A 14,591-nucleotide genomic window follows, 5' to 3' on the forward strand; every position below is an offset into this window, starting at 1 on the left:
AGGATATGAAAATGATCACACCGCCCGCCGGCTTGGCCGAGGCCGTATCGGCGCAGTTGGCACAGCCGTTTAAACGTGTGACACACTTTACCCATAACGGCACCGTTTACTGGATCAAGCGCCCTGAACGGGCAGATCACCCTGCTTGATCTGGAATATTACAGCCCGGCGCATAACAGTTTCAGGTATCAGGTGCGTGACCTGATCATATTCCTGCACAGCGCCTTTGCCGCCGTAGAAGAACAGCGCCCCGAGATGACAGCGGCGATGCGCGCCTATCGACTGCATGACACGAATTCCATCTGGGCCGGCGCGCAGGCATGGTGCCACCGCTACCGCTGGCTTGATCCGCTGACGCGTCCGATACAGGCGCTGAAAACGCGCCATGTGCGCGATTTCTTTGCGCTGCCCTTGCTTTTTGACGCCCTGAAAGACGCGGCGGCACAGGGTGGCTGAACCCTGCCACACTTTGCCTGTGGCGGTATTGCCGGTTTTCATGCGGTAAGTGATCTGCCACGATGGCCGCATGATTATTCTGCGCGCCTGTCTGTGTCTGTTGATTCTGTGCGGCCCTGTTTTGGCAGGGCAGCCGATGTCGGCGGATGCGTTTGACACGTATACGCGCGGTAAAACCCTGATGTATGCGCAGGGCGGATCGGCCTATGGCGCAGAGGAATATCTGGAAAACCGCCGGGTGCGCTGGTCGTTTCTGGATGGGCAATGCAAGGATGGCGTCTGGTACGAAGATGCAGGCCGGATCTGTTTCGTCTACGAAGACCGACCCGACCCGCAATGCTGGACGTTTACCCAAGGCGCAAACGGTCTGATTGCCCAGTTTGAAAACGAACCCGAAGGGTTAGAGCTTTATGAGGCCGAAACATCAGACGAACCGATGTTGTGTCTGGGCCCCGAGATCGGCGTTTAGAACAGAGATCCCTGATCTTTCGGGTCTGGTTTCGCGGGCTTGGTCGCAGGTTTGGCGCGCGCCGGCGTATCCGGCGAAAACCGACCATCCGAAAATTCGATCTCAAGCGCGGTCGCACGGGCGGCGGCCTTTTTCGTAGTGATCAACGTGTCACCATCGCGCACAACCGCATAGCCACGCGACAATGTCGCCTTGTACCCCAGAGTTTCGCGCAAGCGGTCGGTTGCCTCAAGGCGTTGATGCAACTGTGTGATCTGGCGCTGTGCGGTTTCGGAAAACCGGCGCGACAGGGCGGTCAGCGCCTCGCGCTTGCGGATGATATCCGCCGTCAGGGCGCGGATCTGCACGCGGGCCACACGGGCCTGAAACGCGGTGCGGTGCACATCGACAGATCGCAGCAAAGCCGGGGCAAGCCGGCGGCCCAACGCATCCATGCGGCGGCGTTCGTTTTCCACACCACGCCGCACCGTTCCGGGGCGCAGACTGCCTGCGCGTTCGGACAGATGCACGCGGCGCACCTGCACATTGCGGATCAGCGCGGCGGGCAACCTGTCACCCAGAACATCCAGCCTTTGGCGGGGTCCGTCCAGCAACGTATCGGCGCGCGGAAGGGCACGTCCCAGATCGCGCAACCGCTGGCCGCGTTGCGCCACCATATTGCCCAGACTGCGGGTCATCCGCGATTCCTGTTCGCCTACCCATGACAGCAAATCAAGGCGCACTGGCACCGCCAGTTCAGCCGCGGCTGTGGGGGTCGGCGCGCGCTGGTCTGATACAAAATCAATCAGCGTGGTATCAGTTTCGTGCCCCACCGCAGAGATCAGCGGGATACCGGACTCTGCCGCCGCACGCGCGACCGCCTCTTCGTTGAAGCCCCATAAATCTTCGATCGAGCCGCCGCCACGCGCCACGATCAGCAGATCAGGGCGCGGCAAGGCGCCCCCCGGCGAAAACGCATTGAAGCCTTCAATGGCACGCACCACTTCGGGGGCGCATTTGGCGCCCTGCACGGCGACCGGCCAGATCAGCACCTTGCGCGGAAATCTGTCGCGCAGACGGTGCAGAATATCGCGGATCACCGCGCCCGAGGGCGACGTGATCACGCCGATGATTTCGGGCAGATAGGGCAAGGCGCGTTTGCGCGCGGGATCAAACAGCCCTTCGCCCGCCAATTGCTGCTTGCGCTTTTCCAGCATCGCCATCAGCGCGCCCATGCCCGCCGGTTTTATATCTTCGATCACGATCTGGTATTTCGACTGGCCGCCAAAGGTTGTCACCCGCCCCGTCGCAACCACTTCCATGCCTTCTTCGGGCTGGGTTTGCAGGCGGGTGGCGACGCCTTTCCAGATCACACCGGCAATGACCGATTTGTCGTCTTTCAGATCCAGATAGATATGCCCCGATCTGGGCAGGCTGACGCGGCCCACCTCGCCCCTGATGCGGACATGGCCGAACTCACCCTCGATCACCCGTTTGATTGCGCCGGACAGTTCGGTCACGCTGTATTCGGGGGCATTCTGCCCCTCGGACGGGTCGTCGATCAGGTCCATGCAAGGCGGTTCCTTGTGCATTGTGTTATGCCAGCTTAGAACGCCATCACGGCAAGGCCAAGTGGAGAACCGGCATGAATATTCTGATCCTTGGAAGCGGCGGGCGGGAACATGCGCTGGCCTGGGCAGTGATGCAAAACCCCAAATGCGACAAGCTGATCGTGGCGCCGGGAAATGCCGGAATTGCGCAGATTGCGGATTGCGCGTCTCTGGACATACTGGATGGCGGTGCGGTTGTGGTTTTTGCCGAAGAGAACGCAATTGATTTCGTGATTGTCGGCCCCGAGGCGCCGCTGGCGGCCGGTGTCGCCGACCGGTTGCGCGATGCCGGAATTCTGGTTTTCGGCCCCTCTGGCAAGGCGGCGCAGCTGGAAGCATCCAAGGCATTCACCAAGGAAATCTGCGACGCAGCGGGCGCACCGACCGCCGCTTATGGCCACTTTACCGACGCCGCAGCCGCGCGCGCCCATATCAAGGCACATGGCGCGCCCATCGTGGTCAAGGCCGATGGTCTGGCTGCGGGCAAAGGCGTGATCGTCGCCATGACCGAAGCCGAAGCACTGGCGGCGGTGGACGAAATGTTTGGCGGCGCCTTTGGCGGGGCGGGCGCCGAAGTGGTGATCGAAGAATTCATGGACGGCGAGGAAGCATCGCTGTTCGTGCTGTGCGACGGCACCGACATCCTGTCGATCGGCACCGCGCAGGACCACAAACGCGTGGGCGACGGCGACACCGGCCCCAATACCGGCGGCATGGGGGCCTATTCCCCCGCCCCGGTTCTCAGCCCCGAGATCGAGGCGCTGGCGATGGAACAGATCGTGCGCCCGAGCATGCACGAGATGGCCGCGCGCGGGATGCCCTATCAGGGCGTTTTATATGTCGGGCTGATGATCAAGGACGGCCAACCGCGTCTGGTGGAATACAACGCCCGGTTTGGCGATCCCGAATGTCAGGTGCTGATGATGCGGCTGGGCGCGCAGGCCTTCGATCTGATGCACGCCGCCGCCGAGGACCGGTTGGGAGACGCGCGGGTCAACTGGGCGGATGATCATGCGCTGACCGTTGTGATGGCGGCAAACGGCTATCCCGGCGCCTATGAAAAGGGCAGCGTGATCCGTGGGTTGGAGGCATTGCCCGAAGACAGTTTCCACATGTGTTTTCACGCCGGAACAGCGCAGGTAAAGGGCCAGATCACCGCAACCGGCGGACGCGTTCTGAACGTGACGGCGCGCGGCGCCAGCCTGCAAGAGGCACGCGACCGCGCCTATGAAATGGTAGACGCCGTTGACTGGCCGGACGGATTTTACCGCAAGGATATCGGCTGGCGCGCGCTGTAGATGCGTTTTGTTTGAGTATTTCCGGACAAATGAAGGTTGGAGCGTGACGCACGGGCGCAGCTAGGCGCAGCCCAGCGCCGCAGCAATGGCAGCGGGGCCTGTATTCGGGCCGATGGTTTGCCGGGTCAGGGTACCGTTCGCAAAGGTAACGGCGATAATGTCAGACCAGTCGGCAGACAGAAGGATCAGTTCGGGCGCGCCGCCACAGGTGCGCAGACCGCCAAAAATCTGTTCGTCGCCGATGCGGTGGTTGGTGACGCCGCGCAGTGTTGCCGCTTCGGTCAGACCGCCTGGCGCAAAGGTCCACACGCGCAGGGTTTTGGCCAGATGCGGGCGGTCGACATAGGCGAGGTCGATCACCCCGTTGCCGTCAAGATCGGCAATTGCGACGGGGGCAAGCCAACGAAAGCGTGTGCCGATATAGGGTGTTGCGTGGGCCTTGACCAAAGCACCGTTGCGCAGGGTGTAGATGGCCAGTTGTGCGCCTTCGGTTTGGGCGCTTTCGACAACGACAATGTCGTTCTGCCCGTCACCGTCTGCATCGACAACGCGGGGTGCGATATCTTCGAACACATTATGGTTTGCGCCCTGATCGCGCAGATCGATCCGGTAGGTGCGGCCCTGCGCATCGCGCGCCGCCAGCACCGCCTTTTCGCGGATATTGCCCATGATCCGGTGCGGGTAGACATCCAGATCATGTTCATACCGCGCTGCGGTGATCCCTGCCCCCGATGCCGTGGTCCAGCCATTTTGCGCGGCGGCGCATCCGGCTGCCAGCAGGCACACCAGAACAGCCGCAAGGCGCATCAGATCTGTTTTTCCGGCATTTGCACGCGCAGACCGTCCAGCGCATCGGTCACCTTGATCTGGCAGGTCAGACGCGAACGGGTGGGATCAGGCTCGTAAGCGAAATCAAGCATGTCTTCTTCCATGTCGTCCTTTGCGGGCAGTTTTTCGACCCATGCGGCATCGACGTAAACATGACAGGTGGAACAGGCACAGGCCCCGCCGCAATCCGCTTCGATGCCGGGAATGTTGTTGTCGCGTGCGCCTTCCATCACGGTCAGGCCGTTGGCGACGTCAACCACATGTTCGGTGCCGCCATGTTCGACATAGGTGATTTTTGCCATTTGATCGTCTTTCTTTCGTAACTGTGTCGCGCTTGTCTATCTGGGCCATATAGGGCGCGCCACCCCCTTTTGCGACCGAACAATATTCCCCTTGCGACAAATTCCGTTTGTTCTATTTTTGTTCTTATGTCCGCTTTGAAAGATCATAGGGTTCCGCCTGCCCCGCAACAGGCCCGATGGCCCCGCCCGCCGCACTGTCTGGTGGCGTCGCGGTTGCGCGATCCGCCAAACGGGGCGCGTGTTGCCGTGGCCGGGCTGGTCATTCTGCGCCAGCGTCCCGGCACCGCAAACGGCGTGATCTTTATCACGCTGGAGGATGAAACCGGCGTGGTGAACGTGATCGTCTGGCGCGCGCTTTATGAACGGTTCCGCCGTGCGGTGATTGCCGGGCGGATGTTGCGTGTGACGGGGCGGTTACAACGCGAAAACGATGTGATCCATGTTATCGCAGAACAGATCGAGGATATTTCGGACATGCTGGACGGGCTGGTGAACCCCTGATCCCACCGCAAGCGGATCGCCCTTTCCGGGTGGTCACGAACAGGTTAGGTTGCGGGCGAGGAACAGGATCGAGATTTCAGACAATGGCATGGACGGCACGACACGCGGTTTTGCTGCTGGGCGTTTTCGCAGGATGCGATATCGCCCCGGACAGCGCGGCACGCACGCCGGACACCAGCGGCCTGCTGGCGGGCAGCGCGCCGCCAGATGCACCGCCGGGAACGTGCTGGGGCAAAAGCGTGGAACCGGCCGTGATCGAAACTGTCATCGCACCGGTTCTGGTGAACCCCGAACAGGTCGACAGCAATGGCGTTGTCATCAGTCCGGCGATTTACAGAAATGCGCCAAGCCCGAAAATCGTGCAGGAGCGGCAGGAAACCTGGTTTGAAACACCGTGTGAGGATGTGATGACACCCGAGTTCATCGAATCGGTCCAGCGCGCGCTGGCGGCGCGCAACATCTATGACGGGCCGATCACCGGGCGACTGGACAGCGCGACGCAATCCGCCATCCGCACCTTTCAAGAGCCCGATGGTATCCTGAGCGCGGACCTGTCGCTTGCATCTGCGCGCGCGCTTGGGCTGGTCACGGTGCCTGTTCCCGCCGAATAGGGCGCGCGATTGCCGGCCAAGAAAAAAGGCGCCACGGGGGCGCCTTTTTCCGGATTGTCAATCGAAAGACCGGGTCATTCTTCCAGGCTGAGCGCAACAAAGCGCGGATCACCGGCACGACGCACCAGCAGCAGAAGCGATTTGCGGCCTGCTTCTTTGGTGGCTTCAACACGTTCTTCCAGACCCTTGATATCCGAAATCTTCTGCTGTCCCGCCTCGGTGATCAGATCTCCGGCGCGCAGACCCTTTTCATAGGCTTCCGACGCTGGATCGACATCGACGACAACCAGACCGTCCATATCATCTCCAAGACCCAGCTGCTCGCGAAACTCGTCTGTCAGGGTGCTGAGTTTGAGGCCCAGCATTTCAGTTTCGGTTGCACCTTCGGAGGGCGCATCCATGGCTGCGGGCACAGCAGATTCGGCTTCTTCACGGCGGCCCAGCGTGACCAGCAGGGTTTGTGTCTTGCCGTCACGGAAAACAACCACGCGCACCGCCTTGCCGATTGCGGTATTGCCCACACGGCGCACAAGGGCGCGGGTGTCGGCCACATCATCGCCGTCGAAGTTGATGATCACGTCACCGGCCAGCATTCCGGCCTCTTTCGCGGGGCCTTCCGGCACATCGGTGACCAGAGCGCCCGAAGCTTTTTCCATACCCATGGCTTCGGCCACATCATCGGTCACGTCCTGAATACGCACACCCAGCCAGCCACGGCGGGTTTCGCCGAATTCCTTAAGCTGGTCCACAACGCGCGTCACCACATTGGACGCCATGGAAAAGCCGATACCGATAGAACCGCCATTGGGCGACAGGATCGCCGTGTTCACACCGATCACATCGCCATCCATGTTGAACAGCGGACCACCCGAATTGCCGCGGTTGATGGCGGCATCGGTCTGGATGTAATCGTCATAGGTGCCCGACAGCGCACGATTGCGCGCCGAAACGATGCCCGCGGAAACAGAAAAACCCTGCCCCAACGGGTTGCCCATTGCGATAACCCAATCCCCGACACGTGCCAGATCGCTGTCGCCAAACGACACGAAGGGCAGCGGTTCATCGGCTTCGACCTTGAGAAGCGCAATATCCGTGTTCGGGTCGGTCCCGATCAACGTTGCCTTGAGTTCCTGACCCGAAAAGAATTCGATCAGGATTTCATCGGCACCTTCGATGACGTGGTTGTTGGTCACCACATACCCGTCTTCGGAAATCACAAAGCCGGAGCCCAACGCCGAGGACCGGCGTGGTCGATCACCATCGCGGTTGCGTTCCTGAAAGTCGCGAAAGAAATCTTCGAATGGGCTGCCATCGGGAACGATACCCTGTGGTCCGGTCTGGCCGGCAACAACTGTGGATGTGGTGATGTTCACCACTGACGGGCTGATTTTTTCAGCCAGGGGCGCCAGGCTTTCGGGCTTTGCAAATGCAGGCAATGCCAAAAGCAGCATCGCCGCAAGCGCGACAACGCCAGTCCAAAGCACCCTGCGGGCGACCACCAAATTGGCAGCGGCAACATTTGCCCCGGCATCCGTGCGTGTTTGTTTTTGTCTGAAAGTACGAGCCTGCATGCTCAAATTCTCCTTGGTTGTGGCCGCATATGACCGACCCGATGTCCGGGTGTTGACCTTACCGTGCATTTAGGAACGAGTTAGGACAACATTAAAGGTGTAGCGCCGAAACAATCTGTCAAATGAATGTGAGGACGCACGCCATACCGGCGAAAGGCCGCGCACGTTGCGCCATTTCCGTCGGACAGAGTCAAACGCCCAACTGATGCGCCGCCCAGATCAGGATCAGGCCGGTCACGATGGCCAGCCCACCCACCTGCCGGCGGGCAGCTTCCGGTATCTGGCGCAGCATCTCAAGCATACGTTCCACAAGCGAAGGGGCCAGCGCATAGGCCAGCCCCTCAACCGTTAGTACCAACCCGATAGCCAGAAGCGTTGTCGCGATCATTCCGACGCAACGCCTGTGGGGCTGTTCAGATAGTTGAAGAACTCGGAATCCGGCGACATCACCATCGTCGAGTTGCTGCCCTGCAAGGCCCGTGTATAGGCCGTAAGCGACCGGTAGAATTCAAAGAATTCCGGATCGGCGCCGAAAGCACCGGCAAAGATGGCGTTGCGGTTTGCATCTGCTTCACCGCGAATGATCTCGGCCTGACGCTGGGCGTCAGAAACAAGTTCAACCACAGTCCGGTCCGCCTGGGCGCGCACCCTTTGGGCCGCTTCGTTACCACGGGCACGTTCGTCTGTCGCCTCGCGTTCCCGTTCTGCGCGCATCCGCTCAAAGGTTGCTTCAAGGTTCTGCGAGGGCAGATCGGTCCGTTTCAGACGCACGTCGACGATTTCAATGCCCAGCGCCAGCGCTTCTGCGATGGCATCGTTGCGGATACGCAGCATCAGCGTGGCACGATCCGAACTCAGGATATCGTTGGAGGATACCGAACCCAGCGTTTCCCGTGTTTTGGCGCGCAGGATCGAATCAAGCCGGTTTTCGGCTGTGGCGATCCCGCCAACACCCACCGCCTGACGGAACTTGTTCACATCGGCAATCCGGTAGCGGGCAAACGCATCGACAACCAGACGCCGGTCATCCAGCGGCGTTACTTCCAGCGGGTCGATATCGCGGCTCAGAATACGATCATCATAGCGCACGACTTCCTGGATCAGTGGGATTTTAAACGCCAGTCCGGGTTCTTCCTTGATAGCGACGACACGGCCAAACTGAAGAACCAGCGCTTTTTCACGCTCGTCCACGATAAAGATCGACGACAATACACCGACAACGGCAATCACGACGATCGGAATTAGATAAGTGGCAGCACGCATCAGTTGTTCCCTCCGGTATTTGTCGTCGGGGTGCGACGCAATTCATTCAACGGCAGGTAGGGCACCACGCCCTGCCCTGCGCCGGTGGCGTTTTCGTCAAGGATAATCTTGTCGACGTCGCCCAGCACCCTTTCCATTGTTTCAAGGTACAAACGCTTGCGGGTCACTTCGGGTGCTTTACGGTATTCGCCCAGAACGGCGGTAAAGCGGCTGGCTTCACCTTCGGCCTCGTTCACGACCTGCGCGCGATAGCCTTCGGCTTCTTCCAGAATTTGCGCGGCTTCACCACGTGCTTCGGCCAAACGGCGATTGGCATAGGCATCGGCCACGTTTTGCAGGCGATCCCGCTCCTGTTCGGCTGCCTGAACGTCGCGGAACGCGTCAATCACGGTTTGCGGCGGATCGGCCTTGTCAAAGTTGACGCGGATAATGTTCACACCGCTGTCATAGCTGTCGAGCGTGCTTTGGATCAGATCCTGCAAGCGCCCCGCAATCAGGCCGCGATCCCGGTTCAGGATTGGCGCCAGATCGGACTGGGCGATAATTTCGCGCATCGCGGATTCAGATACTGCACGGATCGTTGCCGGTGGATTGGCAAGGTTGAACAGGTATTCGGCGGGGTCGTTGATGTTCCAGACAACCTGAAAATCGATATCAACGATGTTTTCATCGCCCGTCAGCATCAGGCCCGCATCATCACCGCGCGCGCCCACACCGATATCTTCGGTGCGTTCAGAGCTTACCGTGATGACCTCGGCGCTTACAACCGGCCATGGCGCAAAGTTCAGACCCGGATTGCCGATGGCATATTCCTTGCCCAGAAACAGTTCGACAGATTGTTCTTCGGGTTTGACGGTATAAAAGCTGGCCATAGCCCACAGGATCGCACCTGCCACAATGGCAAGGCCGACCGTGCCGCGCGTAATCGCGGGGCCACCGCCGCCGCTGCCGCCGGTACCACCACCGCGGCCCTTGTCGCCGCCGCGGCCGCCCATCAGAACGCGCAGTTGTTCCTGGCCTTTTTTCACCAGCTCATCAATTTCGGGAATCTGCGGGCCTTCCTGGCCGGGTCTGCGACCACCACCATTGTTGCCGCGATTGTCATCGCCGCCCTTGTTGCCGCCGGAGCCGCCTGAATTTCCGCCGCCCCCCCATGGGCCGCCGTTGTTACCTGCCATGTTCTGCACTTCCCCTAATTTCACACGCCCAAAAGACGCTTTCGTCTAAACTGTGATCTTTATTACAATATTCAAGCTGTCCGCATCGGAGTTTTCATCGTTACAAGTTCTTCGGACATTGTAGGATGGACTGCAACGGTCCGGTCGAAATCTTCCTTGGTTGCCCCCATTTTCACGGCGATACCCGCCAGCTGGATCATTTCACCTGCTCCGGGGGCAACGATATGGCATCCCAATACCACCCGCGTGGCCTTGGATACCACAAGTTTCATCAATACGCGATCACTGCGCCCGGCAAAGGCGGTCTGCATGGGCCGGAAGCTGGTGCAATAAATCTCGACGGGTTCGCGTTCGCGCGCCGCTTCTTCGGACAGTCCGACCGTGCCCATTTCCGGTTGCGTAAAGATCGCCGACGGGATCAATGCGTGATCCACCTTGGTCGGGTTGCCTTTGAATACGGTTTCAACAAAGGCCATTCCTTCGCGGATGGCCACCGGCGTCAGGTTCACACGGTTGGTCACATCGCCGATCGCGTAAACCGAAGGCTGGTCGGTCTGGGAATAGTCGTCCACCAGAATTTCGCCCCGTCGCCCGGTTTTCACACCGGTGTTTTCAAGACCCATATTGGCCGAATTCGGATCGCGCCCGGTGGCGAACATCACCTGATCGAATACCTGTTCGTCCCCGTTGGTCGCCTTGACCCAGACACCTTTGCCTTCGCGCCGCATCTCAAGCACGTTGGTGCCGGTTTTGATCTGGACACCGCGATCAACCATCTCGGTCGCGACCAGGCCGCGCGCCTCGTCGTCAAAGCCGCGCAGGATTTGCGCGCCGCGATAATATTGCGTCACCTCAACGCCCATGCCGTTCATCACACCGGCAAATTCGCACGCGATATAGCCGCCACCGATGACCAGCATCGTTTTGGGCAATTCGGGCAGGTGGAAAATATCGTCTGATGTTATTGCAAGTTCAGCCCCCGGCATATCGGGTTTGACAGGGTGCCCGCCGGTCGCGATCAGGATGTGTTTGGCGGTTTTGGTTTCACCGGTGGACAGCGCCACAGTGTGCGGATCAACCAGCGTGGCGCGCGCATCAAAGGTTTCAACCCCCGATCCGGCCAGCAGATTGCGATAGACCTGTTCCAGCCGGTCCAGTTCGTCCGTCATGTGTTTCTGAAAACGCGGCCATTCGAAACTGGGCATGGTGTTGTCCCAGCCATAGGCATGCGCATCTTCAGCCAGACGCGCGTAGCCCGACGCGAACACCATCAGCTTCTTGGGCACACAGCCCCGGATCACGCATGTCCCGCCATAGCGGTCGTCTTCGGCCAGTGCGACCTTGGCGCCGGTGTCGCCTGCGGCGACCCGCGCGGCGCGCACGCCACCCGATCCCCCGCCAATAACGAACAGATCATAATCAAACGCCATAGTGGTAATCCTTAGTCTGCCAGATCCGTGAACAGGTTGTCGTTTTCGGTGAAATCAACCCGATCCTGATCGACTGTGCCTTTGTTGATGTCGCGCACTTCGACGCGCCCGTCGCCGTACCCGATGACAACAGTATCGCAGATATCAATGAAAAGCCCGTTTTCAACCACCCCCGGCATCTGGTTCAGCACCAGAGCAAGCTGGCGCGGATTGCCGATACGGTTCAGATGCAGATCCAGAATGTGGTTGCCTTCGTCGGTCACAAAGGGAACCGATCCGTTCATCCGCATCGTGGTAGAGCGCCCCAGCACGTCCATGGAAATCAGCGTTTCCTCGACCAAAGCCTGCGTGGTTTGCCAGCCGAACGGGATCACCTCGATCGGCAGGGGAAATGCGCCCAGCGTTTCAACCTCTTTGCCGATATCGGCAATCACGATCATCCGGTCGCTGGCTGTGGCCACGATCTTTTCCTGCAACAGCGCGCCGCCGCCGCCCTTGATCAGGTTCAGATCACCATCAAATTCATCCGTGCCGTCAATCGTCAGATCCAGCCATTTCGCCTCGTCCAGCGATATCACCTGAATACCCACCTCGCGCGCCAGTTCGGCGGTGCGGGTGGATGTGGGAACGCCTTTGATTTTCAGCCCGTCTTCGCGCACCATTTCGCCCAGACACCGGACCAGCCATGCCGCCGTACTGCCCGTACCCAGCCCGACACGCATGCCGTCTTCTACATATTCGGTTGCGCGCTTGGCAGCGACAAATTTAGCCTTGTCGATGGGCGACAATTCATGGGTCATTGGAAGCCTCCGGATTGCATGGGCGCCTTATAGGCCGCTTGAGCCGCAGTGGCGAGGGCGATTTGCCGCAAAGTTGCGGTGAATTCGAAAATGCCGGGCCGGACCGGCAAGGCATCAAAGTACGCAAATGCACGCCATTGGTCGCTTTCCAGCAGAATTTATTCCGGCGCTCGCTTATATCCGCTGACATGACACAGATGTACCGCCTGTATTATGCCCCCGACAATGCGTCGCTGATCATTCGGCTGGCGCTGCATGCACTGGCCGTGCCCTATCAAACCGTGCTTGTCGACAGGTCCGTTCAGGGCCAGAAGGCGCCGGACTATCTGGCGATCAACCCCAACGGGCTGATCCCCGCGCTGGAAACACCGCACGGCGCGATTTTCGAAACCGGTGCGATCCTGTTGTGGCTGGCCGACACGCATGGCGCACTTGAACCTGCCCCGGATGATCCCGACCGTGCGGCTTTTCTGAAATGGTTGTTCTTTGTGTCCAACACCTTGCATCCTGCACTTCGCATGCTGTTTTACCCCAGCCAGTACGTGGGTTCGGAACCGGCGGTACAGGATGCCCTGCGCGCGCAGATGAACTCTGAGGTGGCGCGCCATTTCCAGACATTGAACGCGGCGGCAGGTGCCGGGCACCCGTGGTTCAACGGCGCAACCCCAAGCGGTCTGGATTACTACGTGGCCGCCTGCCTGCGCTGGGTGGCGCTTTATCCCGATCAGGCGGTCCGGCACGATTTTGATCTGCCCCGCTATCAGAACCTGATGACCCTGCTGCACAGAATTGAAAAACGCCCCGAAGCCCGCGCGGTTCAGACCGCCGAAGGTCTGGGCCCGACCCCGTTTACCGCCCCACATCACCCCACCCCACAGGACGGATCGGCCACCTGATGTTTCTGTCCGTTTTCGAAATGTTCAAAGTCGGCATCGGCCCGTCATCATCCCATACGATGGGGCCAATGGTGGCGGCGGCACGGTTTCTCGAACTGATGCGCGCCTCACCGTTTGAATTTCACGGCGTGCGTGCGTCCCTGCACGGATCGCTGGCCTTTACCGGCGTCGGTCATGCAACGGATCGCGCAACCATTCTGGGTCTGGCGGGGTTCGTGCCCGAAACCTATGACGCATCCAAGGCGGACGCGACACTGGCCGACAACAAGGCAACCCACACCCTGACCCCCGAAGGTTTGCCGCCGCTGCATTTCAATCCCGCGCAGGATCTGGTCTTTGATTACGATCACGCTTTGCCCGGCCATGCCAATGGCATGATGCTGATGGCAACCGACGCCCAGGGCGACGTGACATTGCGCGAAACCTATTATTCGATCGGCGGCGGCTTTGTGATGACCGAAGCGGAACTGGCCGCAGGCAAGGATACCGACGAAGGCGCACCGGTGCCCTTCCCGTTCAAGACCGCCGCGCAGATGCTTGAGATGGCACACGCGTCGGGCAAGACGATAGCGGGCATGAAACGCGCCAACGAAGTGTCGCGCGGCGGCGCCGACAATCTGTCCAAGGGCACCGCGCGCATCTGGCAGGTGATGAATGATTGCATATCGCGGGGTCTGGAAACCGATGGCATTCTGCCGGGCGGGTTGATGGTGAAACGGCGCGCCAAGGGCATTCACGATGCGCTGCTGGCCGAACGCGGCATGAACTGGGCACCACCCCACACTATCAACGACTGGATGAGCGTTTACGCCATGGCCGTGAACGAGGAAAACGCCGCCGGCGGACAGGTTGTCACCGCGCCCACCAACGGGGCGGCGGGCGTCGTACCGGCCACGCTGCGCTATTATCTGGATCACGTGCCCGGCGCATCCAACGCCCATGTCGAGGACTTTCTGCTGACCGCCGCCGCCATTGGCGGGTTGGTCAAATACAACGCGTCGATTTCCGGTGCCGAAGCCGGATGTCAGGCCGAAGTGGGCAGCGCCAGCGCGATGGCTGCGGCCGGATTGTGCGCCGTCATGGGCGGTACGCCCGAACAGGTGGAAAACGCCGCTGAAATCGCGCTGGAACACCATCTGGGGATGACCTGTGATCCGGTGCGCGGGTTGGTGCAGGTGCCCTGTATCGAACGCAACGGTCTGGGCGCGATCAAGGCGGTGTCTGCCGCGTCACTGGCCCTGCGCGGCGACGGCACCCATCTGGTACCGCTGGATGCCTGCATCGAAACCATGCGCCAGACCGGTCAGGACATGAGCGAAAAGTACAAGGAAACATCCCTCGGAGGGTTGGCGGTGAACGTGCCGAATTGTTAGGAACTGGCAGCGCGACTTGCCAATCC

At 60.2% G+C, this 14,591-nt stretch carries 17 protein-coding genes; 8 read left to right on the forward strand and 9 right to left on the reverse strand.

What is annotated here, in order from left to right; genetic code table 11:
• Window positions 1-5: 5 nt before the first annotated feature.
• From OLX72_RS00315 to OLX72_RS00325, 3 genes are all read left to right on the forward strand, one after another.
• Window positions 6-149 (forward strand): hypothetical protein, encoded by a 144-nt coding sequence (locus OLX72_RS00315; RefSeq protein ID WP_433989521.1) that lies wholly within the window; start codon window positions 6-8, stop codon window positions 147-149.
• A 43-nt stretch (window positions 150-192) separates the two neighbouring features.
• Window positions 193-456, forward strand: coding sequence for a hypothetical protein (locus OLX72_RS00320; protein ID WP_433989522.1), 264 nt, complete (start codon window positions 193-195; stop codon window positions 454-456).
• A gap of 70 nt (window positions 457-526) precedes the next feature.
• Complete coding sequence (locus OLX72_RS00325; protein ID WP_114869387.1) at window positions 527-925, forward strand: hypothetical protein; 399 nt, start codon at window positions 527-529, stop codon at window positions 923-925.
• Here the strand turns inward: OLX72_RS00325 and xseA are convergent.
• Window positions 922-2,475 carry an exodeoxyribonuclease VII large subunit gene (gene xseA, locus OLX72_RS00330; RefSeq protein ID WP_114872139.1) on the reverse strand — a complete coding sequence of 518 codons (1,554 nt, stop codon included), beginning with the start codon at window positions 2,473-2,475 and terminating at the stop codon, window positions 922-924. The two genes, OLX72_RS00325 and xseA, sit on opposite strands and share 4 nt — an antisense overlap.
• A 74-nt stretch (window positions 2,476-2,549) precedes the next feature.
• Between xseA and purD the strand changes: the two genes are divergently transcribed.
• Window positions 2,550-3,812: a phosphoribosylamine--glycine ligase gene (gene purD / locus OLX72_RS00335; RefSeq protein WP_114869386.1), complete on the forward strand. Its 1,263-nt coding sequence runs from the start codon at window positions 2,550-2,552 to the stop codon at window positions 3,810-3,812.
• Window positions 3,813-3,872: 60 nt separating this feature from the next.
• Here purD and OLX72_RS00340 read toward each other — a convergent pair whose 3' ends face one another.
• Entirely contained in the window at window positions 3,873-4,619 is a 747-nt protein-coding gene (locus tag OLX72_RS00340; protein ID WP_114869385.1) for an FG-GAP repeat domain-containing protein, read from the reverse strand.
• A complete protein-coding gene (locus tag OLX72_RS00345) occupies window positions 4,619-4,942 on the reverse strand; it encodes a 2Fe-2S iron-sulfur cluster-binding protein (RefSeq protein WP_114869384.1) in 324 nt (107 codons plus the stop codon). The genes OLX72_RS00340 and OLX72_RS00345 overlap by 1 nt, the downstream gene beginning before the upstream one ends.
• Window positions 4,943-5,068: 126 nt before the next feature.
• Here OLX72_RS00345 and OLX72_RS00350 point away from each other — a divergent pair, with 126 nt between their 5' ends.
• A complete protein-coding gene (locus tag OLX72_RS00350) occupies window positions 5,069-5,443 on the forward strand; it encodes an OB-fold nucleic acid binding domain-containing protein (protein WP_114869383.1) in 375 nt (124 codons plus the stop codon).
• A gap of 83 nt (window positions 5,444-5,526) precedes the next feature.
• Window positions 5,527-6,054 carry a peptidoglycan-binding domain-containing protein gene (locus OLX72_RS00355; protein WP_114869382.1) on the forward strand — a complete coding sequence of 176 codons (528 nt, stop codon included), beginning with the start codon at window positions 5,527-5,529 and terminating at the stop codon, window positions 6,052-6,054.
• Window positions 6,055-6,128: 74 nt separating this feature from the next.
• On the opposite strand, the gene OLX72_RS00360 is transcribed toward OLX72_RS00355, so the two are convergent.
• The 6 genes from OLX72_RS00360 to rpiA form a co-directional block, all read right to left on the reverse strand.
• Complete coding sequence (locus tag OLX72_RS00360; protein WP_433990487.1) at window positions 6,129-7,505, reverse strand: Do family serine endopeptidase; 1,377 nt, start codon at window positions 7,503-7,505, stop codon at window positions 6,129-6,131.
• Between the two features lie 310 nt (window positions 7,506-7,815).
• On the reverse strand, window positions 7,816-8,013 hold the full coding sequence (locus OLX72_RS00365; protein ID WP_433989523.1) for a DUF2065 domain-containing protein: 198 nt from the start codon (window positions 8,011-8,013) through the stop codon (window positions 7,816-7,818).
• Complete coding sequence (gene hflC, locus OLX72_RS00370) at window positions 8,010-8,888, reverse strand: protease modulator HflC (protein ID WP_433989524.1); 879 nt, start codon at window positions 8,886-8,888, stop codon at window positions 8,010-8,012. The genes OLX72_RS00365 and hflC overlap by 4 nt, the downstream gene beginning before the upstream one ends.
• Window positions 8,888-10,066 carry an FtsH protease activity modulator HflK gene (gene hflK / locus OLX72_RS00375; protein WP_114869379.1) on the reverse strand — a complete coding sequence of 393 codons (1,179 nt, stop codon included), beginning with the start codon at window positions 10,064-10,066 and terminating at the stop codon, window positions 8,888-8,890. The genes hflC and hflK overlap by 1 nt, the downstream gene beginning before the upstream one ends.
• A gap of 71 nt (window positions 10,067-10,137) precedes the next feature.
• Window positions 10,138-11,496: a glutathione-disulfide reductase gene (gor, locus tag OLX72_RS00380; protein WP_114869378.1), complete on the reverse strand. Its 1,359-nt coding sequence runs from the start codon at window positions 11,494-11,496 to the stop codon at window positions 10,138-10,140.
• A gap of 11 nt (window positions 11,497-11,507) precedes the next feature.
• The gene (rpiA, locus tag OLX72_RS00385; protein WP_114869377.1) at window positions 11,508-12,296 is read right to left on the reverse strand and encodes a ribose-5-phosphate isomerase RpiA; all 789 of its coding nucleotides are present in this window, start codon (window positions 12,294-12,296) and stop codon (window positions 11,508-11,510) included.
• A gap of 188 nt (window positions 12,297-12,484) precedes the next feature.
• On the opposite strand from rpiA, the gene OLX72_RS00390 reads away from it, so the two are divergent.
• Together OLX72_RS00390 and OLX72_RS00395 are read left to right on the forward strand one after the other, a co-directional pair.
• Window positions 12,485-13,192, forward strand: a complete 708-nt coding sequence (locus OLX72_RS00390) for a glutathione S-transferase family protein (protein WP_433989525.1) — start codon at window positions 12,485-12,487, stop codon at window positions 13,190-13,192.
• Complete coding sequence (locus tag OLX72_RS00395; protein ID WP_114869376.1) at window positions 13,192-14,565, forward strand: L-serine ammonia-lyase; 1,374 nt, start codon at window positions 13,192-13,194, stop codon at window positions 14,563-14,565. The genes OLX72_RS00390 and OLX72_RS00395 overlap by 1 nt, the downstream gene beginning before the upstream one ends.
• Window positions 14,566-14,591 lie beyond the last annotated feature (26 nt).

Source organism: Sulfitobacter sp. TBRI5 (assembly GCF_051013555.1).
Lineage (GTDB): Bacteria > Pseudomonadota > Alphaproteobacteria > Rhodobacterales > Rhodobacteraceae > JL08.